This window comes from Pseudobacillus sp. FSL P4-0506 (assembly GCF_038003025.1).
In the GTDB taxonomy this organism is placed as follows: Bacteria; Bacillota; Bacilli; order Bacillales; family Domibacillaceae; genus Pseudobacillus.
Genome location: NZ_JBBOOI010000002.1, coordinates 181,896 through 203,499, shown reverse-complemented (window position 1 = coordinate 203,499; position 21,604 = coordinate 181,896). Strand labels below are relative to the sequence as shown.

Genomic DNA, 21,604 nt, shown 5'->3' with positions numbered 1-21,604 from the left:
GGTAGTACAAATGATAAGTTTGAGTTTGAGAATGACAAAAGGTTTAATTTCCCAAGATACAACCTCGTATATCAATTATATTCTTTTACTTGTGACTTAGGTGCACATAGTACAGAGGCTCCTAAGATTGATGGGAAACTGTATCCTGAAAAGACGGAATTAAAGGACGCTCAACTATGCTTAAGAATGACGGAAGATGTTCTGATTTGGGTTAAAGAAAGACTAAAAACGTATGAAGAGCCTTTGCTATTTTAAAACTTGTTGATGATTAATTAATCTAGTTATCATTAGGCGTTTTGTGGATCTGACCAGACGATCTAATTTATAAACTACAAACTTGTCTCCGGTACGTAGCATTCTCAGTGCCTGTTTTAATTCTTCTCGCTCGTCTTTTGCGCCCGATACTTTCTCTTTGAAAATTTCATCACAACTAAATTCATTCAAGGCGTCTAATTGTAAATCCAGTGACTGATCAATTGTACTAACCCTTGCGTACCCAATTATCATAGAACGTTCCCCTTTAAGTCATTTTCTTTTTTTCTATCAAAAACATCCCTTTTAGAAATATAGATTTTGATATGAATATCCTTAAATTTTGAGGATATTTAATTATCAATTTGGTATCTCTCAAAAACCATGGTTTTTAGAAAAAACGAAAACGAGTATATAAGCTTATAATTTGGTAAGTTTAAAGTGTTCTCTTTCCTGTTGACTCTATAGAGATTCTTCATGATAAAAAGTCCAATTCTCATTATTAAAATTAAGAAATTGGACTTTTTACTATTGTAAATTCCTTAGCATCGTAAATCCGGATTTTTATGTCGCTACTCTTGAAGAAGAATTTAAGTCTTTATTGAGCCTTGTGTATTTCCTGGCCAGTCATAGTAATCAAGGTGGAAGGTTCGTTTCTTGATTTTGCTATGATTAATCCTACAAAGAACCCTATTAAACCGGTAATAATCCAGCCGGCACCGTTTTCAAATAAAGGAATGAAGCCAAAGGAGGCATTTATTGTTTCTGGTGCGAGTCCTGCTTCTTTGATTGCATCTAAGATTGCAACCATTCCGGTTCCAATAGTTGTCCCAATATAAACAGATCGATGACCATTGAATAGGTTATTCGTAAAGATTAAACCAATCAGAGCAATAGCCAAAGGATAAAGCAATAATAAAACTGGAGAGGCTAAAGTTAAAATCGTGTTCAAGCCAAAGTTTGTAATCACTAGTCCCAATATAGAAAAGACTATGACCCATTTCTTATAAGAGACGGAAGGAATGATTTTTTCGAAATATTCGGAGACGGCTGCTAAACAAGCTACATTGGTTGTAATCCCTGTTAAGAGGATGATGGTTCCGATCATGTAGATGCCGTATTCACCAAATAAAGTAATGGCGCTTTGTGCTAAGACTTCTCCTCCATTGGTTTTCAATCCAATAGATTCTACGCTTGAGGCGCCAATCCAAGCCATGGAAACTTGAAGAGCGATTAATCCAATAATTGTGATGATACCAGCTTTAATAAATAAGCTTGAGACAGCTTTTTCGGATTTGATTCCTAACGAACTAATGGATTTAATGAAAATACCACCAAATACGAAAGCTGCAAGCACATCCATTGTGTAATAGCCTTGAGTGAATCCTTTTAAGAAAGCGTCATTTAAGTATTCTGTTTGAGGTTGTTTAATGCTTCCCATTGGCGTAATTATTGATTTTCCAATTAACATGATTAATAATACGACGAAAATGGGGGTAATAACTTTCCCCAGGCGATCAACAAATTTCGTTGTATTCCAGGAAAGCAAGATTGTTAGAGCGATGAATAGAACTGAAAAAATAAGCAGATATAGATTTGTGTTCGATGCAGCACCTGTTAACGGGTTAATAGCAATTTCATATACGACGGATGTGGTTCGTGGAATAACATAGATGGGTCCAAGAGTTAAGAATAATAAGACTGAAAACACGATGGAAAAGGTTGGATGAACTCTCTCCGCCAATTTCTCAATTGTTCCGCCGCCGCGAGTTAAAGCGATGATAGCCAATAGAACTAATCCAACTCCTGTTATTAAAAATCCCCCCATTGCAATCCATGTATTTGAACCGGCCTGTTGGCCAACCATGGGAGCAAAGATAACGTTTCCTGCACCTAAAAACATAGCGAAAAGCATTAAACCAATGGCAAGTATTTGTGAGAATGGTAATTTGTTTTCCATTATTTTTCTCCTTTCCTTGTTGGGCTAGAGTTGATCATTCATTTTTCAATAAAGATAGCGCTTTCAATTGGGTGTTGTTGTGCCTTTGTTTGATTCTTAAGGTAGAATGGCGCATTAGCCATTCTCCTTTTCTTTGTCTAAATAATCGTATTGTGCGTTTTCAAAAAATGCACATTTGTTTCTTATGGCGTCACGTTATTTCAATAAAAATCCTTCCGTGTAAGGATCAGTGGCTTCCAGTGAAAATTTATGGAACCCGGTTATCCATGCAGACCCAGTAATTTTAGGAATGATAGCTTTATAATTTCCGACTTTTGTATAATCCACTACTGTTCCTTTAAATTGAGAATCAATAATACTTTCTTGAATGATTTGTTCACCCGGCTTTAAGTTTAGTGTAGAGAGTTTCGCGCATGTTCCAGTTCCGCAGGGAGACCGGTCGATTTGTCCATCTCCAAAAACAACAGTATTTTTATAATGATTTTTACCTAATTGTAAACTAAATTCGACTAGATCAACTGTATTGATTTCCGGTATCTCAGGATGTTTGATCGTTAGTTGCTGATTGGCGGCTTCTCTAATCGTTGTACCAAGGGCAGCTATTTTGTCCTGCTCCTCAATATTCAATTTTAAATTGAACTGCTCGGCATCCACTATCGCAAAAAAGCTTCCTCCAAAAGCGATGTCTACCGTTATCCAACCCGCATTCTTTATTAAAATTTTGATATCCTTCTCCAATAAGAAGGCAGGTACATTTATAAAAGAGACCTCTTTCACTTTGGAATTTTCATATGTGACATAACATTCAACTACTCCAGAAGGCGTGTCTAGAAAAATCTTCTCCTTTTTTTCGATAAGACCGGTATTAATAGCCACTGTAATAGAAGCAATGGTTCCGTGACCACACATATTCAGGTAACCGCCGCTGTCCATAAACAACACACCAAGATCGCATTCGGGGTGACAAGGTTGAGTTAAAATAGCCCCAAACATATTTAAGTGTCCTCTTGGTTCATGCATAAGAAGCTTGCGGATGTTATCCATCTCCGCTTGCACATGCTGTTTCTTTTCCATCATCGTCTGGCCTTGGATTTCCGGCATACCTCTAACCACGATTCTAGCGGCCTCTCCCATGGCATGGGCATCAATTGTTTCAATGAAGTTGAAGTCTTTTAATTCTACCATCTGTTCGTAACCTCCCGAAAAATGTATATAAACGTTTATATAGTTATATAAGCAATTAGCGTGCCAACTTGATTATTGCGTACAGTAGGCGCATTGCTATTAATTTTGTTATTAAGTAAAATAAAATTGTTTAATAAGTTTACAAAAGTGTAAAATTATGTTGGATAACTACTTTGTAAACTTACACTAAGGGGGCTATATCATGAGCAAAATTCCACTTGAACATTCAATCCATTATTTAAGATCGCTAATTGAGATGAGCCCAGACGCAGTTACGATAGTGAACTCATCGGGAGAAGTGGAATATTGGAATAAGCAGGCCGAGTTAATCTATAGTATCCCGCTGAAAAAAATTAAAAATAAGAGAATTAGTGAGTTCTTTAAAAAAGAAGATTTAAAAGTGTTAGAGATACTAGAAACCAAAAAGCCCGTTTTCAATGCCTATCATCAGCCCCGTCCAGATAAACATGTAATGATTAGTTCAGCTCCTATTTTTAATGGAGAAGGGAAGTTAATCGGAGCTATCTCTATAGATCAAGATATTACAAATGTCGTAAAGTTGAATGAGAAGTTAGCATTAACGACTACACAATTGCAAAAATTAAAGCAGCAGTACAATTTACAAGGACAAATCGGTCCTTTATCTGAGATTAAAGGGAATAGTATGGCTATAAGGCAAACGAAGGAGTTGGCCCTCAAGGTGGCGAAAACTGACGCAACGGTTTTGATTCAAGGAGAAAGTGGTGTTGGTAAAGAATTATTTTCACAAGGCATTCATGAAGCTAGCTTAAGAAAAGATCAACCCTTCATCCCGATTAACTGTGGGGCTATTCCTGAAGCGTTATTTGAAAGTGAGTTTTTCGGCTATGAAAAAGGATCCTTTACAGGTGCGTATAAGGATGGTAAAGCAGGGAAAGTGGAAATGGCAGACGGAGGGACTTTATTTCTAGATGAAATCGGCATGCTACCTCTTGACATGCAAGTAAAACTGTTGAGGGTATTACAAGAAAGAGAGGTTTGTCGAGTCGGTGGAAATAAATCGATAAAGGTTGATATCCGAATTGTGGCGGCCACTAACAGTGATTTAAAGGAAATGGTTAAGCAAGGAACATTTCGCGAGGATTTATATTATCGGCTAAATGTAGTAACCTTGAAAATCCCTTCACTTCGGGAGCGCATTGAAGACATTCCGACCTTAGTCAAAAGTTTTATACAAGAGTACGCTATAAAGTATCAGAAAGAAGAACCAAATCTTTCGAAGAGCGCTCTGCAAATGTTCATGAACTATCAATGGCCCGGCAACATCAGAGAACTTAAAAATGTGGTGGAAAGAATGATTATCTTCACTGATGAAGCGACCATAACTGCAGAAGACATTGCCCCTATTTTTCCAGTGGATATAAAAAGAGAACTGCCGAACGAAGCAGAGAGTGACAGCCTCTTTCAAGAGAAAGCCCTTTTAGAAAAGGAAAGAATAGAGGAAGTTCTTGCTGAAACTTATGGAAACAAAAGTGCGACAGCTAAAAAACTAGGAATCTCCCGGGTCACTCTATACAATAAAATAAAAGCATATAATATAAAGGGGTAATAGAAACAAAGGAATTAACGTTGATCAACTTTATTAATAGAGAGCAGTTTAACTTGGATGCTTATCTTACCCATTTATTACGCTATAAAGCTTCGCAAACAGCGGGCGTTAAATTTATGGAACGAGTGAAATTTGAACGATGAATCCTCTTTGAATGGAGGATTTTTTGTTTTTTATCTATGTGCAACTATCTGTCATTGCTGTAGAACTTAATTACTTTCTATTTTTTCTAAAAAACTTATTGACTTATTTATTAATCGCATGGTATATTGGTTTTCCGCCGTTAAAAGAAGGCGTTTTTAAAAAACATTTTATAAAAAAATGTTGACACCAATATTGTAATATGTTATTATAATATAGTTGTCGTTGATAACGGCAACAAAACAAATTGATCTTTGAAAACTGAACAAAATACATGCCAGTAAGTTAATTCTTATTTTTAAATTATGAGCAAGTCAAACAATCTTTTTGGAGAGTTTGATCCTGGCTCAGGACGAACGCTGGCGGCGTGCCTAATACATGCAAGTCGAGCGGACTTGACGGAGCTTGCTCTGTTCAAGTTAGCGGCGGACGGGTGAGTAACACGTGGGTAACCTGCCTGTAAGACTGGGATAACTCCGGGAAACCGGGGCTAATACCGGATATTCTTTTTCTTCGCATGAAGAAGAATGGAAAGGCGGCTTTTAGCTGTCACTTACAGATGGACCCGCGGCGCATTAGCTAGTTGGTGAGGTAACGGCTCACCAAGGCGACGATGCGTAGCCGACCTGAGAGGGTGATCGGCCACACTGGGACTGAGACACGGCCCAGACTCCTACGGGAGGCAGCAGTAGGGAATCTTCCGCAATGGACGAAAGTCTGACGGAGCAACGCCGCGTGAGTGAAGAAGGTTTTCGGATCGTAAAGCTCTGTTGTCAGGGAAGAACAAGTACCAAAGTAACTGTTGGTACCTTGACGGTACCTGACCAGAAAGCCACGGCTAACTACGTGCCAGCAGCCGCGGTAATACGTAGGTGGCAAGCGTTGTCCGGAATTATTGGGCGTAAAGCGCGCGCAGGCGGCTTCTTAAGTCTGATGTGAAAGCCCACGGCTCAACCGTGGAGGGTCATTGGAAACTGGGAGGCTTGAGTGCAGAAGAGGAGAGCGGAATTCCACGTGTAGCGGTGAAATGCGTAGAGATGTGGAGGAACACCAGTGGCGAAGGCGGCTCTCTGGTCTGTAACTGACGCTGAGGCGCGAAAGCGTGGGGAGCGAACAGGATTAGATACCCTGGTAGTCCACGCCGTAAACGATGAGTGCTAAGTGTTGGAGGGTTTCCGCCCTTCAGTGCTGCAGCTAACGCATTAAGCACTCCGCCTGGGGAGTACGGCCGCAAGGCTGAAACTCAAAGGAATTGACGGGGGCCCGCACAAGCGGTGGAGCATGTGGTTTAATTCGAAGCAACGCGAAGAACCTTACCAGGTCTTGACATCCCGCTGACCGGTCTGGAGACAGATCTTTCCCTTCGGGGACAGCGGTGACAGGTGGTGCATGGTTGTCGTCAGCTCGTGTCGTGAGATGTTGGGTTAAGTCCCGCAACGAGCGCAACCCTTGATCTTAGTTGCCAGCATTCAGTTGGGCACTCTAAGGTGACTGCCGGTGACAAACCGGAGGAAGGTGGGGATGACGTCAAATCATCATGCCCCTTATGACCTGGGCTACACACGTGCTACAATGGATGGTACAAAGGGCTGCAAGACCGCAAGGTTTAGCCAATCCCATAAAACCATTCTCAGTTCGGATTGCAGGCTGCAACTCGCCTGCATGAAGCCGGAATCGCTAGTAATCGCGGATCAGCATGCCGCGGTGAATACGTTCCCGGGCCTTGTACACACCGCCCGTCACACCACGAGAGTTTGCAACACCCGAAGTCGGTGGGGTAACCCTTACGGGAGCCAGCCGCCTAAGGTGGGGCAGATGATTGGGGTGAAGTCGTAACAAGGTAGCCGTATCGGAAGGTGCGGCTGGATCACCTCCTTTCTAAGGAAATTGTGAACCGTGCCAGGCTTTTAGCCGCACGTAGTAGCAACAGAGAACGCTGTTCTCACAAGCGAATTAACGGCATTGTTTTTTGTTCAGTTTTGAAGGATGAATTCCTTCTCTATAGGTAAGCAATCTTGTTCTTTGAAAACTGGATAATATCGTATAAAAGTAACCAAGCAATAACCGAGTAATCGCCATTTTAGGTTAAGTTAGAAAGGGCGCACGGTGGATGCCTTGGCACTAGGAGCCGAAGAAGGACGGGACTAACTCCGATATGCTCCGGGGAGCTGTAAGTAAGCGTTAATCCGGAGATTTCCGAATGGGGAAACCCACTGTTCGTAATGGAACAGTATCCCTACCTGAATCCATAGGGTAGGAGAAGGCACACCCGGGGAACTGAAACATCTAAGTACCTGGAGGAAGAGAAAGCAAACGCGATTCCCTGAGTAGCGGCGAGCGAAACGGGAACAGCCCAAACCAGAAGGCTTGCCTTCTGGGGTTGTAGGACACTCTATACGGAGTTACAAAAGAACGGTGTAGGCGAAGAGGTCTGGAAAGGCCCATCAGAGAAGGTAACAATCCTGTAGCCGAAACATCGTTCTCTCCAGAGTGGATCCTGAGTACGGCGGAACACGTGAAATTCCGTCGGAATCCGGGAGGACCATCTCCCAAGGCTAAATACTCCCTAGTGACCGATAGTGAACCAGTACCGTGAGGGAAAGGTGAAAAGCACCCCGGAAGGGGAGTGAAAGAGAACCTGAAACCGTGTGCCTACAAGTAGTCAGAGCCCGTTAATGGGTGATGGCGTGCCTTTTGTAGAATGAACCGGCGAGTTGCGATTTCATGCGAGGTTAAGCCGTAAAGGCGGAGCCGCAGCGAAAGCGAGTCTGAATAGGGCGCATGAGTATGAGGTCGCAGACCCGAAACCAGGTGATCTACCCATGTCCAGGGTGAAGGTAAGGTAACACTTACTGGAGGCCCGAACCCACGCACGTTGAAAAGTGCGGGGATGAGGTGTGGGTAGCGGTGAAATTCCAATCGAACCTGGAGATAGCTGGTTCTCTCCGAAATAGCTTTAGGGCTAGCCTCAAGGGAAGAGTCTTGGAGGTAGAGCACTGTTTGGACTAGGGGCCCCCCTCGGGTTACCGAATTCAGACAAACTCCGAATGCCAAAGACTTATCCTTGGGAGTCAGACTGCGAGTGATAAGATCCGTAGTCAAGAGGGAAACAGCCCAGACCACCAGCTAAGGTCCCCAAGTATACGTTAAGTGGAAAAGGATGTGGAGTTGCTTAGACAACCAGGATGTTGGCTTAGAAGCAGCCACCATTTAAAGAGTGCGTAATAGCTCACTGGTCGAGTGACTCTGCGCCGAAAATGTACCGGGGCTAAACGTATCACCGAAGCTGTGGATGGACACCTTGTGGTGTCCGTGGTAGGAGAGCGTTCTAAGGGCGGTGAAGCAAGACCGGAAGGACTTGTGGAGCGCTTAGAAGTGAGAATGCCGGTATGAGTAGCGAAAGAAGGGTGAGAATCCCTTCCACCGAATGCCTAAGGTTTCCTGAGGAAGGCTCGTCCTCTCAGGGTTAGTCGGGACCTAAGCCGAGGCCGATAGGCGTAGGCGATGGACAACAGGTTGATATTCCTGTACCACCTCTTCACCATTTGAGCAATGGGGGGACGCAGGAGGATAGGGCAAGCGCACAGTTGGTTGTGCGTCCAAGCAGTTAGGCCGGTGATGAGGCAAATCCCATCACCATCAAGGCGGAGCTGTGACGGCGAGGGAAGTTTAGTACCGAAGTTCCTGATTCCACACTGCCAAGAAAAGCCTCTAGCGAGGTGAAAGGTGCCCGTACCGCAAACCGACACAGGTAGGCGAGGAGAGAATCCTAAGGTGAGCGAGTGAACTCTCGTTAAGGAACTCGGCAAAATGACCCCGTAACTTCGGGAGAAGGGGTGCTCTTTGGGGTGCATAGCCCTGAGGAGCCGCAGTGAATAGGCCCAGGCGACTGTTTAGCAAAAACACAGGTCTCTGCGAAGCCGTAAGGCGAAGTATAGGGGCTGACGCCTGCCCGGTGCTGGAAGGTTAAGAGGAGGGGTTAGCTCACGCGAAGCTCTGAATTGAAGCCCCAGTAAACGGCGGCCGTAACTATAACGGTCCTAAGGTAGCGAAATTCCTTGTCGGGTAAGTTCCGACCCGCACGAAAGGCGTAACGATCTGGGCACTGTCTCAACGAGAGACTCGGTGAAATTATAGTACCTGTGAAGATGCAGGTTACCCGCGACAGGACGGAAAGACCCCGTGGAGCTTTACTGCAGCCTGATATTGAATTTCGGCACAGCTTGTACAGGATAGGTAGGAGCCTTTGAAACCGGAGCGCCAGCTTCGGTGGAGGCGTCGGTGGGATACTACCCTGGCTGTGTTGAACTTCTAACCCGCACCCGTGATCCGGGTGGGAGACAGTGTCAGGCGGGCAGTTTGACTGGGGCGGTCGCCTCCTAAAGAGTAACGGAGGCGCCCAAAGGTTCCCTCAGAATGGTTGGAAATCATTCGCAGAGTGTAAAGGCACAAGGGAGCTTGACTGCGAGACCTACAAGTCGAGCAGGGACGAAAGTCGGGCTTAGTGATCCGGTGGTTCCGCATGGAAGGGCCATCGCTCAACGGATAAAAGCTACCCCGGGGATAACAGGCTTATCTCCCCCAAGAGTCCACATCGACGGGGAGGTTTGGCACCTCGATGTCGGCTCATCGCATCCTGGGGCTGTAGTCGGTCCCAAGGGTTGGGCTGTTCGCCCATTAAAGCGGTACGCGAGCTGGGTTCAGAACGTCGTGAGACAGTTCGGTCCCTATCCGTCGCGGGCGCAGGAAATTTGAGAGGAGCTGTCCTTAGTACGAGAGGACCGGGATGGACGCACCGCTGGTGTACCAGTTGTCTTGCCAAAGGCATCGCTGGGTAGCTATGTGCGGACGGGATAAGTGCTGAAAGCATCTAAGCATGAAGCCCCCCTCAAGATGAGATTTCCCATAGCGCAAGCTAGTAAGATCCCTGAAAGATGATCAGGTAGATAGGTTCGAGGTGGAAGCGTGGCGACACGTGGAGCTGACGAATACTAATCGATCGAGGACTTATCCTAATGATACGCCTAACGGCGTCACACATGAAATGGCACGGAGTTGCCGGTTACTGACACATATTATCCAGTTTTGAAAGAACAAACTCTTTCAACTTTATACAGTCTGGTGGCGATAGCGAAGAGGTCACACCCGTTCCCATCCCGAACACGGAAGTTAAGCTCTTCAGCGCCGATGGTAGTTGGGGGATTCCCCCTGTGAGAGTAGGACGCTGCCAGGCAAGCCCCCTAATCGGGGTTTTTCTTTTGGTTTCCTTTACATACATAGAAGGCCCCTTGGTCAAGCGGTTAAGACACCGCCCTTTCACGGCGGTAACACGGGTTCGAATCCCGTAGGGGTCACCATTTGGAGGATTAGCTCAGCTGGGAGAGCACCTGCCTTACAAGCAGGGGGTCGGCGGTTCGATCCCGTCATCCTCCATTTTTGCCTTTACCTAGTAAGCCGGTGTAGCTCAATTGGTAGAGCAACTGACTTGTAATCAGTAGGTTGGGGGTTCAAGTCCTCTTGCCGGCACCATTTCCCTTTCAACTTTTTTCAGAACGAGCCATTAGCTCAGTTGGTAGAGCATCTGACTTTTAATCAGAGGGTCGAAGGTTCGAGTCCTTCATGGCTCACCATTTATATGCGGGTGTGGCGGAATTGGCAGACGCACCAGACTTAGGATCTGGCGCCGCAAGGCGTGGGGGTTCGACTCCCTTCACCCGCATCGTTTTTTCTCTTAAATCTTTTTTAGTGAAAAGGCAGAACATTCTGCGGAAATGCGGAAGTAGTTCAGTGGTAGAACACCACCTTGCCAAGGTGGGGGTCGCGGGTTCGAATCCCGTCTTCCGCTCCATATCATGCCGGGGTGGCGGAACTGGCAGACGCACAGGACTTAAAATCCTGCGGTAGGTGACTACCGTACCGGTTCGATTCCGGTCCTCGGCACCATTTATAAAGCAATGCGCCCGTAGCTCAATTGGATAGAGCGTTTGACTACGGATCAAAAGGTTAGGGGTTCGACTCCTCTCGGGCGCGCCATTTAACCGTTTTTACGGGAAGTAGCTCAGCTTGGTAGAGCACTTGGTTTGGGACCAAGGGGTCGCAGGTTCGAATCCTGTCTTCCCGACCAGTTATTGCTCTAAATATTGTAACGTGGGGCCTTAGCTCAGCTGGGAGAGCGCCTGCTTTGCACGCAGGAGGTCAGCGGTTCGATCCCGCTAGGCTCCATTGATTTTATATTTAGTTTGGCGGTGTAGCTCAGCTGGCTAGAGCGTGCGGTTCATACCCGCAAGGTCGGGGGTTCGATCCCCTCCGCCGCTATATGGAGGAATACCCAAGTCTGGCTGAAGGGATCGGTCTTGAAAACCGACAGGCGGGTTAAACCGCGCGGGGGTTCGAATCCCTCTTCCTCCGCCATAATTATTTTTATATGTTATCGTCGCGGGGTGGAGCAGTCCGGTAGCTCGTCGGGCTCATAACCCGAAGGTCGCAGGTTCAAATCCTGTCCCCGCAATCTGGTCCGGTAGTTCAGTTGGTTAGAATGCCTGCCTGTCACGCAGGAGGTCGCGGGTTCGAGTCCCGTCCGGACCGCCATATTTCTTCCAGCAAGGAGTGTCTTGCTGTTGATATATAATATTTTTGTGTGGCTCAGTAGCTCAGTCGGTAGAGCAATGGACTGAAAATCCATGTGTCGGCGGTTCGATTCCGTCCTGAGCCACCATTTTTTCATTGTCTAAAAAACTATCTCTATTTCAGATGGAGGGGTAGCGAAGTGGCTAAACGCGGCGGACTGTAAATCCGCTCCCTCCGGGTTCGGCGGTTCGAATCCGTCCCCCTCCACCAGTGAGAATGGCGGTCGTGGCGAAGTGGTTAACGCATCGGATTGTGGCTCCGACACTCGTGGGTTCGATTCCCATCGATCGCCCCATACATATTATTATTAATGGGCTATAGCCAAGCGGTAAGGCAACGGACTTTGACTCCGTCATGCGCTGGTTCGAATCCAGCTAGCCCAGCCAGTTTTTAATGCGGGTGTAGTTTAATGGTAAAACCTCAGCCTTCCAAGCTGATGTCGTGAGTTCGATTCTCATCACCCGCTCCATTTGCATAAATGGGCCTGTAGCTCAGCTGGTTAGAGCGCACGCCTGATAAGCGTGAGGTCGGTGGTTCGAGTCCATTCAGGCCCACTTTATTCCGCAGTAGCTCAGTGGTAGAGCAATCGGCTGTTAACCGATCGGTCGCAAGTTCGAATCTTGCCTGCGGAGTTTTTATTTTTCTGGGGAAGTACTCAAGAGGCTGAAGAGGCGCCCCTGCTAAGGGTGTAGGTCGCGTAAGCGGCGCGAGGGTTCAAATCCCTCCTTCTCCGTCATACATATAGTTTTCTTCCAAAACACCCTTATTCTTCTATGGGAAGAATAAGGGTGTTTTTTACATCTATAAGTTTATAATCTCCGAAGCGGAAATTTGAAGCGCTAAGGCAAGTAAAAACATGCAAGAGCTCTCGTTTCTTTGTATGTTTTGTCATTACATTTATGGAAGATTTTTTTCTTGATTTTTCCACAATTAAGCCTGTAAAAAACTATTAAACCGGTGATCATCCGGCCAGCGCCATTTTCAAATGACGGCATAAAGGCAAAAAAGTTGTTACTAAGAGTGTACGGGTGATTTACTTAATGCTTAGAGGTTTTATCCATCTAAAGAGCTGAGTTGTGGAACAATCACTTTAATGCTAAGCTATAAAAAACTATGAGAAAGGGTATGTGAAATATGTCCATAATCATTATTAGCATAGTATTCGCATTTATATGGATTGCAGCGATTTATGAACTCATTAAACCTTTAAAAGAGCAGAATAACCGGAAAATCATTACTCTAACATCTTTCGGTACTTTATCAACATTAATTATTACTATTTCACTTTTTCAAAACTTTACTTTCTGAGAAAAGGCAGCTGCCTTAAGGATTTTATAATCGGTAAATGAACGCTTTAAGTGAATAAGCAGCAAAAAGGATCTTCTAATGAAGGTCCTTTCCTATACCAATAACGGAGCTTATATTAATCAAAGAGGGGATTGTAATTTCTAAACAAAAAGCTTTAATTATTATTGTTATGTTAGCAGCCGTACTTATTTCAATCATGTCTTACATGATGAGATACCCTATTAAAAATAATAACGACGACATCCAAGCGTATTTGGCAAAGTGGGAAAACCAAACTTCTGGCCGTTCTAATGTGAAACTTACATTGGTACAAGCCGTACATCTGGGAGAATCGAGTATACATGTTGCTCTTTACAAAGTTGATTCGAACTTACATAAGGCTATTTTAGAAGAAGGCCTCAATAGAAATCTTCGTATTCTTTACAGTGGTACTATCAACAGTGGCTTAGCTTATGAAGGAATTGAAACAAGTGAAGGTCAGTATGGAGTAGTTATGGGGCGGATTAATAATGATAAGGTCGCTTCTATAAAAGTGGAATTACAAAATGTTTCGTTTGATTATAAAATTAAAGTGCCTCATGAGCCATATTTTATTATGGCTACTAAATTGCCTAAAGAAATAAAAGAAGAAACATATGCAGGTTTCCATTTCTTTAATAAACAGAACCAGGAAATTTCATTGGAATAGCTTTGAGTGATTGAAGCCGAAACAAGCGGCAGTGAAGGGATCAAGTAATTTGTTCACACGATTATATTATTGCCAGATCCATTCTGATAACACCCCTCCTCATAATAAAGGAGGGGTTACTTAGTGTCGTCCTATAAAGAAGAGGGGAAGTATGTTCTTTGCCATTCATTCTGTACGTGCCATATGCTCCTCCGCATTGTCATAATCTTCCGTACTGACAGGAGTGCAGTATTGGACCTCTAGGTTATTAGTAGCATCTTGCTTAATTTGTTCACTTGGACACACGGCGGACATATAAACAGTGTACGGTAGAGAAGTGATAGACCTTCATCACTTTGCTTAAAGTCAAGAATCTCAACTTTAGATAGTCCAAAGAAAGTACCACTAGATTAATAGTTTTAGAAAAGAAGTTTGCTAGAAAGTAGGTTTACAAGAATGAATAATGTGTTTCAAAAGGTGCAAGGATTTTCGAACAAATTTATTGGCTTTTTTATTATAGCAGCCGTTCTTCTATGGGTGAAAACCTATGTTGTCCAATTAACACAATTTGAATTAGGAATAGATAATTCTGTACAGAAGTTTCTGCTGTTTCTGAACCCTTTAGGCTCGTCTTTACTGTTTTTAGGGTTGGCGTTCTTTTTTAAAGGAAGAAGAAAGTATATAGCCCTATTAATCATAGATACACTCTTGTCCATCCTGGTGTTTGCTAATGTTTTGTATTACCGGTCATTCAATGACTTTGTCACGTTGCCGACGTTAACCCAAACGGAAAACTTAGGCGATGTAAGCACAAGTATAGTGTATCTTTTAAAACCATATGACTTTTTATTTTTCATTGATCTTGTCCTTTTGGCAGGACTGCTGGCCTTGAAGTTTGTGAAGATCGAAATGAAAGATACGAATCGCTTGAAAGCAAGCACAGTCCTATTGTTAGGTATGGGAATTTCAGGTGTTAACTTAGCATTAGCAGAGGCCGATCGCCCTGAATTATTGACAAGGGGATTTGATCGTAAATATATCGTAAAGTATTTAGGGATGTATAATTACACCATTTACGATGCTGTTCAAAGCACAAGGGCCTCTGCACAAAGGGTACTGGCAGATAGTGATGACATCACAGAAGTGAACAATTATGTAAAAACAAATTATGCAGAACCAAATCCGAAATACTTCGGTGCAGCTAAAGGCATGAATGTCGTCTATTTGCACCTTGAGTCCATTCAAAACTTTTTAATTGATTATAAATTACACGGGGAAGAAGTGACACCATTTTTAAATTCGTTAACAAGGGATAAAAACACCCTTTATTTTGATAACTTTTTCCACCAAACAGCCCAAGGAAAAACGGCGGATGCAGAATTTATGATTGAAAACTCTTTATACGGTCTGCCGCAAGGGGCAGCCTTTACTACCAAAGGGTTAAACACATATCAGGCAGCTCCAGCTATTTTAGATCGGTATGATTATACTTCGGCTGTATTCCATGGAAATTCGGGAAGCTTTTGGAACCGTAACGAGATTTATAAATCACTTGGTTACGATCGATTTTTTGATTCCAGCTACTATGAAATGAATCCGAAAGATTTAGCGGATTACGGCTTAATGGACAAGCCATTTTTTGAGCAGTCAATGCCTTTGTTAAAATCATTGCCGCAGCCATTTTACACGAAATTTATCACAGTAAGTCATCATTATCCGTTTACGATAGCGGATGAGGAGACAACGATTGCGCCTCATACAACCGGTGATAAATCTGTTGACCGTTATTTTCAAACGGCCCGATATGCAGATGAAGCGTTAAGGCAATTCTTTACGGCTCTAAAAGAATCAGGCTTGTATGATAACACGGTGATCGTTATGTACGGCGATCATTATGGCATTTCTGAAAATCATAATAAGGCGATGAAGCAGGTGTTAGGAAAAGAGATAACCCCTTTTGAAAGTACGGGATTACAAAGAGTACCTTTATTCATTCACGCACCTGGCATCCAAGGGGGAGTCAACCACGAATACAGCGGACAAATTGATCTGCTTCCAACACTTCTCCATCTACTTGGAATTGATTCAAAGGAATATATTCAATTCGGCACAGATATATTATCCGATAAGCACGATTCGCTGGTCCCATTCCGTAATGGCGACTTCGTTAGTCCGGCCGTTACGTCCATTAACGGCAAGTTTTACAATTCATCTACAGGAGAAAAATTAGAAGAAGCCCGGCTTTCAAAAGCTAAGGAACTTCAGCAAGAGGCGGAGTACAAACTAGAGCTTTCAGACCGAGTTGTAAATGGTGATTTGCTTAGATTTTATTCACCGCCAAACTTTACACCCGTAGACAGGTCGGAATACGACTATACCAATACCGGAGAGTTAGAAATAAATAAGGAAGAGAAGTAGACAGAGATATATCAATGAGCTGCCCCCCGAACACTGGAAGGTTAAAAGTTCCTTTGTCCGGGGGTTTCTGTTCGTGTAAGTGTTTTTTCTTCATCTTGTGCAGAGATAATAAAGTCATTTAAAAAATAACCTAGTTGTTTAAAAATTCTTCTGCCACTAACGGGGTAGTTTAATTAAATAACAGTTATTAACAAATTTGTTTAATCGTACATAGTTGTTCTGCTATTCCCCACGAAAGCGAGAGAATACGAGCCTTAATGGTATTTCAAAATGTTTTTTCTTTGTAATGGTTCTAATTGGGCTATTTTTTAGCACTATCTTTCAAGATATGGCATGTTGGGGGTGGTATAGGTAAAGATAAAGATGCAGATCATACTAATCTGTGTATTATTTGTAATAGCTTCGTTATTAGGGGATATTTGCTCAAGGTTTAGGGTTTATAATTTATGGTCTAACAGAGTTCGGTAATGTTGCAGTTTTTGGGTGGTCAACGTATTTAAATTGGTTCTTCTACGTTATGATGGTAGCAATGATAATCATGTCTATTGCTAAGAAGGAGGCAAAAGATAACAGAGTGAAGGTTCTCTTCGTTGTTGTTCTTCTGTCAGGTATTTTAGTATCGATGTGGTCGTTGTTTGTAATTCCTATGAGTTTGTGAGAGTTATACATTCGTGAGATAAGGAACATTATCACTATACAAATGGAAAGTAAGAATTATCGGAGGGAAAAGTTTAATTTGGATAAAACTCAAGTAATGGTTTACTTTACATTGTATGGAGATGAATTTTCAATTGATTATGTGACTGAAACATTGGAAATTGAACCTACAAAAACCTATAAAAAGGGTGATGTTATTGTAAGGCCCCTTAATCAAAACATTACTTCCACAAAAATCATTATCGATTAGAAACAGCTTGGGAATTAAGCACAGGCTACCAAGAGTCCTTTGATGTGAAAGAGCAAATGGACCAAATTTTAGGACGGTTAAAAAATAAAGCAGCTTTAATAAATCAGTTGAAAATGGAGTATGAATTGGAATGCCATTTTTCCATTGTTGTAATAATGGAAAGTGGATACACACCCGGTTTGCATATTGATAAGGAACAGATTGAATTTGCAAATAGTATAAAAGCTGAATTTGATATAGATTTGTATGCGAACCCTTATGATGAAAATTTTGAGGACTAAAAAAGCAATTATGCTTCAACTAACAGAGGCGTTGATCTAAGAAGGGTGAACGCTTTTTTGTTTAAGTTCTTATTGGACAAACGGGGCAGTTTTCTCGAAGAAGGAGAAGTTCCTTTTCTGTTGAAGTTGTAGTAAACGAATCAATTACTTTTTGGTCAGTAGGACATTTCGGGAGGGAGTCAAGGAGATTAAATGAAAAATAAAAACCTGAACACTATAAATTGGAGTATTTTCATACTAGTTGTATTGACAGCGGTTATTACTGCAATTATCACACTATATGATTTATACAATACACCTGCCTTTGGTGAAGATGCACAATCTCGTGCGGGATTCCGTTGGGGGACACTCCATATTATTATCTCGATCACCATACTGAGCATTTCCGTTTTTTTAGCAGTAGGTTGGAAAAGTTTCTTCCCGTTTAACGTTCCTATTGCTATCATTCTGGTTGGTTTTTGTTATTTATTATTTTTTCTTACATTTACGATTGGATGGGTCGGTGTACAGGGTATGCTTGGCTTCATTATAGCTTTGCTAATAGGGATGATTTTAATAATTTCTTATTCAATTTCTTTTCTTATTCAACGTCGCAAGGCTATCAATAAAAGTTAATCATTTGAATTGTTTTAAAAACAACCTTATCAGTTATTGGGTGGCAAGGTTTACTGAACCTGTCTTTTCTGGACAGTTATCTTTTCTTATTATAGTGGCGGGGCAGCATCCTTGTTATAAGTTTGTGAAAATATGTACTTAAAGTAAATGGGGCTTTAGTTAAAGAAGGAATACTAGAAGGACTCTATGGGACAGGGTTCTTTTTGTTTGCCCAAAAATCCACACCATCGTTTAACAAATCTTTCGCTTTAAGGATAAGATGTCGTTCGTAAAAGCTCACTTTTGCGCAAAAACTATTTTCTAAAAGTCAAATAATAATTCGTGCTTATTATAACGAACGAGCGATTATGATTGTGATTCATGAAATAGTCGATGAAGTAGCGATGAGACTTCGTTTGCCCCATGTAGCAGCAGGAAAAGTCACTCTTGCTCAGGACATTGAAGAAAGGGGAGTTAAACATCAAATGCAACTGTCTAGACAGACAAACTGCACGAAAGACCTGAATACTCAATTTGAAAAACTGTTTAAGACATATTGGAGAGGACAGCCGATCCGGCAAATTTATGTTGTGTAATGATAATAAAGTTGTTTAAATCATAATAAAGTCATTTAAAACTAAAATAGCTGTTATGATATTCAACGAACGGGCCATTTGACGGAATAAGATTTAAAGGAGAAACGAAGAGGACAAGATAAAAATAGTAAACTAAGGGTGGTTCAGTATGCAAGAATCTATTGCCGTTATTACAATAGTTTTGTTGATAACGATGGTAATCATTCGTTCAATACAATTAAAAAAACTTGGCATTAAAGCCTTTAAATTTGGCGAAATGGACAGAAGAGATTTCATTATACCTCCATTTGCTGTGCTATTATTTTATGTGATTTTTTCCAATATCATTAACCTACCACGTTTGGGAACAGAACTGTTTAGAAATGAATCCGTTGGCTGGATCGGGGTAGTCTTATGCTTACTCGGTCTTTCACTATTCCTATACAGCTTAATTTCATTCGGGAAAAGCTTTAGGGTGGGAATAGATGAAGATAACCCAGGTTCTTTAATTACAACTGGAGCTTTTGCCATAAGTCGAAATCCGATATATACTGCTTTTGGTTTAGTCTTATTAGGAGAATTTTTCATTTACCCGAATTGGATTTTATTATTATATTTGATTGTAGGTTATTGGCTTTTTAATCGGCAAGTACTTCTTGAGGAACAATCATTGATGAAGATTTACGGTGAAGAATATAAACAATACTGTAAAAAAGTTCGTCGTTACCTTTAGTTAAACGATCTTATTAAGCAATAGGGCGTGATTGTGGCATAAAGATTTGATTTTTTAAACAACTTTACTGTCACTCAACAAGCTGTACAAGAAAGTTTAAAAGAGTTAAAGGCATTAGGATAGTTGTGAATAAATAATTATGAAACAAAGTGAGTTAGAACCTTGTAGAGGAGATGAGAAGATGACAATTAGTGCAGAGAGGAAGGCCTCAAGATTGATGAGGTTGCGTAGAATTTGCGGTTATGGTGCCGCAATAGCAGTAACACCTTACCTCCTGATCAAAATCGTATGGACTTTTGGTCTCTTCCTTCCAACCGAGCAAATGGGTGGCGCTAGCTGGCGCATTATAAACGCAGTAACCGCGGTTCTCGCTGCGATTGGTATCCTTCTTGCAATGGCGTTTTGCAGACCATGGGGGGAGCGGCTACCTGCGTGGTTGGTTGCTCTACCTATTTGGGTTGGTACCGGTTTGCTCGTTCCGATGCTGCTGATTGCACCGGTTCTGGGCCCTGCAGCTATGATCCGGGATCAAGAAGCAGGTGCTGCCAATTTCTGGGTATACGAGCAGCTCTTCGTCATGATCTCACTTTTCGGGATCGGCATTTTCCTGCCGCTTGCATTGGCGGGGTACGCAATGGCTCGTTGGCCAGAAGCGCTGAGTGGCACAACCGATTACAAGGAGTTGCCGGGCAATACTTTACAACTGCAAATTATCTTGGCTAGGATCGTCGCTGCCGGCTGCTTTCTGCTCGGTGTCATCAAGGTGTTTTGGGCGGTTGGCGGCTCTTTCGGCATCGACCCGGCAACCATGGGTGAACGCGATGTGTGGTGGCGCCTGCTGTCATTGAGTACAGGCGTGTGGTCCTTTGCTGGTGCATGGGGCATACTGGTGGTATCATCCCGCCGTGGATCGAGGTGGTTTCTACCCCCTATGGCAGCGGCATGGATTTCATCGGGAGCTTTGTTCTCCAACAACCTCTATTCCGCCTTATCTTCAGTTCGACTCGGTGTACCACCCTCCCCAGAGTACCCATTAGCATGGTTGTTGACCACACAGGCAGGCATCGTCTTAGGTGTAATAATGGGGATGATTATCCTACTGGTGCTGCATGAACGCCGTCGAGCCCTTCAAGATGAGTCCAACTGAAGTTGATTACACAGAGCTACGGACTACTGGTGTTGTGCAAAAGCTCATTTTGCGTGGAGAAGAGGTAGTGTACTTTACAATCGAAGATTTTCGAGAGCTAAAATAATTAGTGGTTTATTCGATTAAATGGCGCTATTGCGGAAGATATAGCTAAAAAAATGATCAAACTTTTTTATAAAAATTGTATAGTAGCTAGCAAGGAATTAGCCCGTTTTGATCAATCTTTTTCAAAACGGGTTCTTATTATTTAATTTAAAATACGGGTTTGAGGGATATTTTTGATCAAACTTTATTCCAAACCAACAGCAAATTAGAACCAGCCTTGTATGAATAAATGTATTTATCTTCGGTTTAATCTTATTTATTTTATTAAAATACAATGTAATCCGGTAAAGGAGTGTTATTGATGAAAAAGAAGTGGCTGCAAATTTCCTTCTTTGTATTGCTTTCATATTTCGTTATTAGAGTTATAATGATTAGTTCTTCTCAGGACTATTTATTTTTTTATAAAGAGAACCTTTACCAATCTCTTGCTTGGCTTGACTTTCTATTATTAGTACCTTTTTTTGTTGTCTCTTCTCTTTTATTAGGAGAAAGGACAATAATTCAATTGCTTCTATTTCTTTCCTCTTTCCTTTTTATCGGGTTAATATTCTTCTCGGTATTTTCTCAAAGCCTGGAGTATGGAGATCTTAGTTTAATAGAGAATGATGATAGATATATTTTAGGCATTTCAGGAGGATTTCTAGAAGATCCAGATAACAGATATGAGAATCGTATCTTTGAGGCTAAATTGTACGAGAAAAAGTTCTCTTTCATTTATAAGAGAATTCATTCTTCTACAGAATCGATTTCTAACACCGACACCAATAGCCTTAGTGAAAATAAGATAAAGCCAATTTACTTAAAGAATAAAGGTTTAATTAAATTCGGAAATACAGTTATTTCTATAAAAAAAGAAGAAGGATAGGAACCAGATATGCTTAAGTCGTACTATGGGCGTACAGCTGTTGCAAGGGATGATGGGATTTATGTAGCACTTTCTGGTGTCAATCCGAATGAGAAGATATTTATGATAGAAGTAGATCTACAAACCGAAGATTACAGTTATCGTACAGATGTGCCTAAAGGTGATTACTTTACGATGATAGATTTGCTACCTTACTACTATTAAAATCCCTGTAGCGGCATCTTTTACGGCATACTTTTTCTAACGAATAC

At 42.3% G+C, this 21,604-nt stretch carries 11 protein-coding genes, 22 tRNA genes, 3 rRNA genes and 2 pseudogenes; 35 read left to right on the top strand and 3 right to left on the bottom strand.

The genetic code is table 11. The annotated features are described in order from the left end of the window. Window positions 1-285: 285 nt before the first annotated feature. From MKZ02_RS23000 to MKZ02_RS22990, 3 genes and pseudogenes are all read right to left on the bottom strand, one after another. A pseudogene (locus MKZ02_RS23000) lies at window positions 286-507 on the bottom strand (recombinase family protein); the annotation flags it as partial. Between the two features lie 343 nt (window positions 508-850). Then, the gene (gene brnQ, locus MKZ02_RS22995; protein WP_340856765.1) at window positions 851-2,212 is read right to left on the bottom strand and encodes a branched-chain amino acid transport system II carrier protein; all 1,362 of its coding nucleotides are present in this window, start codon (window positions 2,210-2,212) and stop codon (window positions 851-853) included. A gap of 195 nt (window positions 2,213-2,407) precedes the next feature. Then, complete coding sequence (locus MKZ02_RS22990) at window positions 2,408-3,397, bottom strand: proline racemase family protein (protein WP_340856764.1); 990 nt, start codon at window positions 3,395-3,397, stop codon at window positions 2,408-2,410. A gap of 202 nt (window positions 3,398-3,599) precedes the next feature. Between MKZ02_RS22990 and MKZ02_RS22985 the strand changes: the two genes are divergently transcribed. The 35 genes and pseudogenes from MKZ02_RS22985 to MKZ02_RS22810 all read left to right on the top strand — a co-directional run bounded on the left by MKZ02_RS22985 (window position 3,600) and on the right by MKZ02_RS22810 (window position 21,557). After that, complete coding sequence (locus tag MKZ02_RS22985) at window positions 3,600-4,985, top strand: sigma-54 interaction domain-containing protein (RefSeq protein WP_340856763.1); 1,386 nt, start codon at window positions 3,600-3,602, stop codon at window positions 4,983-4,985. A 465-nt stretch (window positions 4,986-5,450) separates the two neighbouring features. Further along, window positions 5,451-7,004 (top strand): 16S ribosomal RNA (locus MKZ02_RS22980). Window positions 7,005-7,209: 205 nt separating this feature from the next. After that, window positions 7,210-10,141: ribosomal RNA gene (locus MKZ02_RS22975) — 23S ribosomal RNA — on the top strand. A 102-nt stretch (window positions 10,142-10,243) separates the two neighbouring features. Further along, window positions 10,244-10,359: ribosomal RNA gene (rrf, locus tag MKZ02_RS22970) — 5S ribosomal RNA — on the top strand. The 16S, 23S and 5S rRNA genes sit together here with 22 tRNA genes alongside, the layout of an rRNA operon. A gap of 49 nt (window positions 10,360-10,408) precedes the next feature. Continuing rightward, window positions 10,409-10,483: transfer RNA gene (locus MKZ02_RS22965), tRNA-Glu, on the top strand. Between the two features lie 3 nt (window positions 10,484-10,486). Beyond that, window positions 10,487-10,559 (top strand) — tRNA-Val (locus MKZ02_RS22960). Window positions 10,560-10,579: 20 nt separating this feature from the next. Further along, window positions 10,580-10,655: transfer RNA gene (locus MKZ02_RS22955), tRNA-Thr, on the top strand. A 25-nt stretch (window positions 10,656-10,680) separates the two neighbouring features. Continuing rightward, window positions 10,681-10,756, top strand: a tRNA-Lys gene (locus MKZ02_RS22950). A gap of 7 nt (window positions 10,757-10,763) precedes the next feature. Beyond that, window positions 10,764-10,845, top strand: a tRNA-Leu gene (locus MKZ02_RS22945). A 54-nt stretch (window positions 10,846-10,899) separates the two neighbouring features. Then, window positions 10,900-10,974, top strand: a tRNA-Gly gene (locus MKZ02_RS22940). A gap of 6 nt (window positions 10,975-10,980) precedes the next feature. Beyond that, a tRNA-Leu gene (locus tag MKZ02_RS22935) sits at window positions 10,981-11,069 on the top strand. 13 nt (window positions 11,070-11,082) lie between these two features. After that, window positions 11,083-11,159, top strand: a tRNA-Arg gene (locus MKZ02_RS22930). A gap of 14 nt (window positions 11,160-11,173) precedes the next feature. After that, window positions 11,174-11,250 (top strand) — tRNA-Pro (locus MKZ02_RS22925). Window positions 11,251-11,275: 25 nt separating this feature from the next. Further along, window positions 11,276-11,348 (top strand) — tRNA-Ala (locus MKZ02_RS22920). Window positions 11,349-11,367: 19 nt separating this feature from the next. Then, window positions 11,368-11,441, top strand: a tRNA-Met gene (locus MKZ02_RS22915). A gap of 3 nt (window positions 11,442-11,444) precedes the next feature. Further along, window positions 11,445-11,537 (top strand) — tRNA-Ser (locus MKZ02_RS22910). A 23-nt stretch (window positions 11,538-11,560) separates the two neighbouring features. Further along, window positions 11,561-11,634 (top strand) — tRNA-Met (locus MKZ02_RS22905). 3 nt (window positions 11,635-11,637) lie between these two features. Further along, a tRNA-Asp gene (locus MKZ02_RS22900) sits at window positions 11,638-11,714 on the top strand. A gap of 51 nt (window positions 11,715-11,765) precedes the next feature. Next, a tRNA-Phe gene (locus tag MKZ02_RS22895) sits at window positions 11,766-11,841 on the top strand. Between the two features lie 37 nt (window positions 11,842-11,878). Then, window positions 11,879-11,963 (top strand) — tRNA-Tyr (locus MKZ02_RS22890). A 9-nt stretch (window positions 11,964-11,972) separates the two neighbouring features. Continuing rightward, window positions 11,973-12,048 (top strand) — tRNA-His (locus MKZ02_RS22885). A gap of 16 nt (window positions 12,049-12,064) precedes the next feature. Continuing rightward, window positions 12,065-12,139 (top strand) — tRNA-Gln (locus MKZ02_RS22880). A gap of 9 nt (window positions 12,140-12,148) precedes the next feature. After that, window positions 12,149-12,222, top strand: a tRNA-Gly gene (locus tag MKZ02_RS22875). 11 nt (window positions 12,223-12,233) lie between these two features. Beyond that, window positions 12,234-12,307: transfer RNA gene (locus MKZ02_RS22870), tRNA-Ile, on the top strand. Window positions 12,308-12,313: 6 nt separating this feature from the next. After that, a tRNA-Asn gene (locus MKZ02_RS22865) sits at window positions 12,314-12,385 on the top strand. Window positions 12,386-12,398: 13 nt separating this feature from the next. After that, window positions 12,399-12,486: transfer RNA gene (locus tag MKZ02_RS22860), tRNA-Ser, on the top strand. A gap of 828 nt (window positions 12,487-13,314) precedes the next feature. Further along, window positions 13,315-13,749 carry a hypothetical protein gene (locus MKZ02_RS22855; RefSeq protein WP_340856762.1) on the top strand — a complete coding sequence of 145 codons (435 nt, stop codon included), beginning with the start codon at window positions 13,315-13,317 and terminating at the stop codon, window positions 13,747-13,749. 435 nt (window positions 13,750-14,184) lie between these two features. After that, window positions 14,185-16,146: an LTA synthase family protein gene (locus tag MKZ02_RS22850; protein ID WP_120038464.1), complete on the top strand. Its 1,962-nt coding sequence runs from the start codon at window positions 14,185-14,187 to the stop codon at window positions 16,144-16,146. Window positions 16,147-16,882: 736 nt separating this feature from the next. After that, window positions 16,883-17,334, top strand: a pseudogene (locus tag MKZ02_RS24035) (DUF4279 domain-containing protein). 192 nt (window positions 17,335-17,526) lie between these two features. Next, on the top strand, window positions 17,527-17,949 hold the full coding sequence (locus MKZ02_RS22835) for an RND transporter (protein WP_340856758.1): 423 nt from the start codon (window positions 17,527-17,529) through the stop codon (window positions 17,947-17,949). 311 nt (window positions 17,950-18,260) lie between these two features. Beyond that, window positions 18,261-18,524, top strand: coding sequence for a DinB/UmuC family translesion DNA polymerase (locus MKZ02_RS22830; RefSeq protein WP_340856935.1), 264 nt, complete (start codon window positions 18,261-18,263; stop codon window positions 18,522-18,524). Window positions 18,525-18,672: 148 nt separating this feature from the next. Continuing rightward, window positions 18,673-19,236, top strand: coding sequence for a methyltransferase family protein (locus MKZ02_RS22825; protein ID WP_340856757.1), 564 nt, complete (start codon window positions 18,673-18,675; stop codon window positions 19,234-19,236). Between the two features lie 181 nt (window positions 19,237-19,417). Beyond that, entirely contained in the window at window positions 19,418-20,383 is a 966-nt protein-coding gene (locus MKZ02_RS22820) for a hypothetical protein (RefSeq protein ID WP_340856756.1), read from the top strand. Window positions 20,384-20,789: 406 nt separating this feature from the next. Next, window positions 20,790-21,353 (top strand): hypothetical protein, encoded by a 564-nt coding sequence (locus tag MKZ02_RS22815; RefSeq protein WP_340856754.1) that lies wholly within the window; start codon window positions 20,790-20,792, stop codon window positions 21,351-21,353. 9 nt (window positions 21,354-21,362) lie between these two features. Continuing rightward, window positions 21,363-21,557 (top strand): hypothetical protein, encoded by a 195-nt coding sequence (locus MKZ02_RS22810; protein ID WP_340856753.1) that lies wholly within the window; start codon window positions 21,363-21,365, stop codon window positions 21,555-21,557. The last annotated feature ends 47 nt before the right edge of the window (window positions 21,558-21,604 follow it).

Excerpts from the sequence above, each read along its gene's own strand:
- brnQ (WP_340856765.1), bottom strand. The coding sequence starts at position 2,212 with ATGGAAAACAAATTACCATTCTCACAAATACTTGCCATTGGTTTAATG.
- MKZ02_RS22990 (WP_340856764.1), bottom strand. The coding sequence starts at position 3,397 with ATGGTAGAATTAAAAGACTTCAACTTCATTGAAACAATTGATGCCCAT.
- MKZ02_RS22985 (WP_340856763.1), top strand. The coding sequence starts at position 3,600 with ATGAGCAAAATTCCACTTGAACATTCAATCCATTATTTAAGATCGCTA.
- MKZ02_RS22850 (WP_120038464.1), top strand. The coding sequence starts at position 14,185 with ATGAATAATGTGTTTCAAAAGGTGCAAGGATTTTCGAACAAATTTATT.
- MKZ02_RS22835 (WP_340856758.1), top strand. The coding sequence starts at position 17,527 with ATGAAAAATAAAAACCTGAACACTATAAATTGGAGTATTTTCATACTA.
- MKZ02_RS22825 (WP_340856757.1), top strand. The coding sequence starts at position 18,673 with ATGCAAGAATCTATTGCCGTTATTACAATAGTTTTGTTGATAACGATG.
- MKZ02_RS22820 (WP_340856756.1), top strand. The coding sequence starts at position 19,418 with ATGACAATTAGTGCAGAGAGGAAGGCCTCAAGATTGATGAGGTTGCGT.
- MKZ02_RS22815 (WP_340856754.1), top strand. The coding sequence starts at position 20,790 with ATGAAAAAGAAGTGGCTGCAAATTTCCTTCTTTGTATTGCTTTCATAT.
- MKZ02_RS22810 (WP_340856753.1), top strand. The coding sequence starts at position 21,363 with ATGCTTAAGTCGTACTATGGGCGTACAGCTGTTGCAAGGGATGATGGG.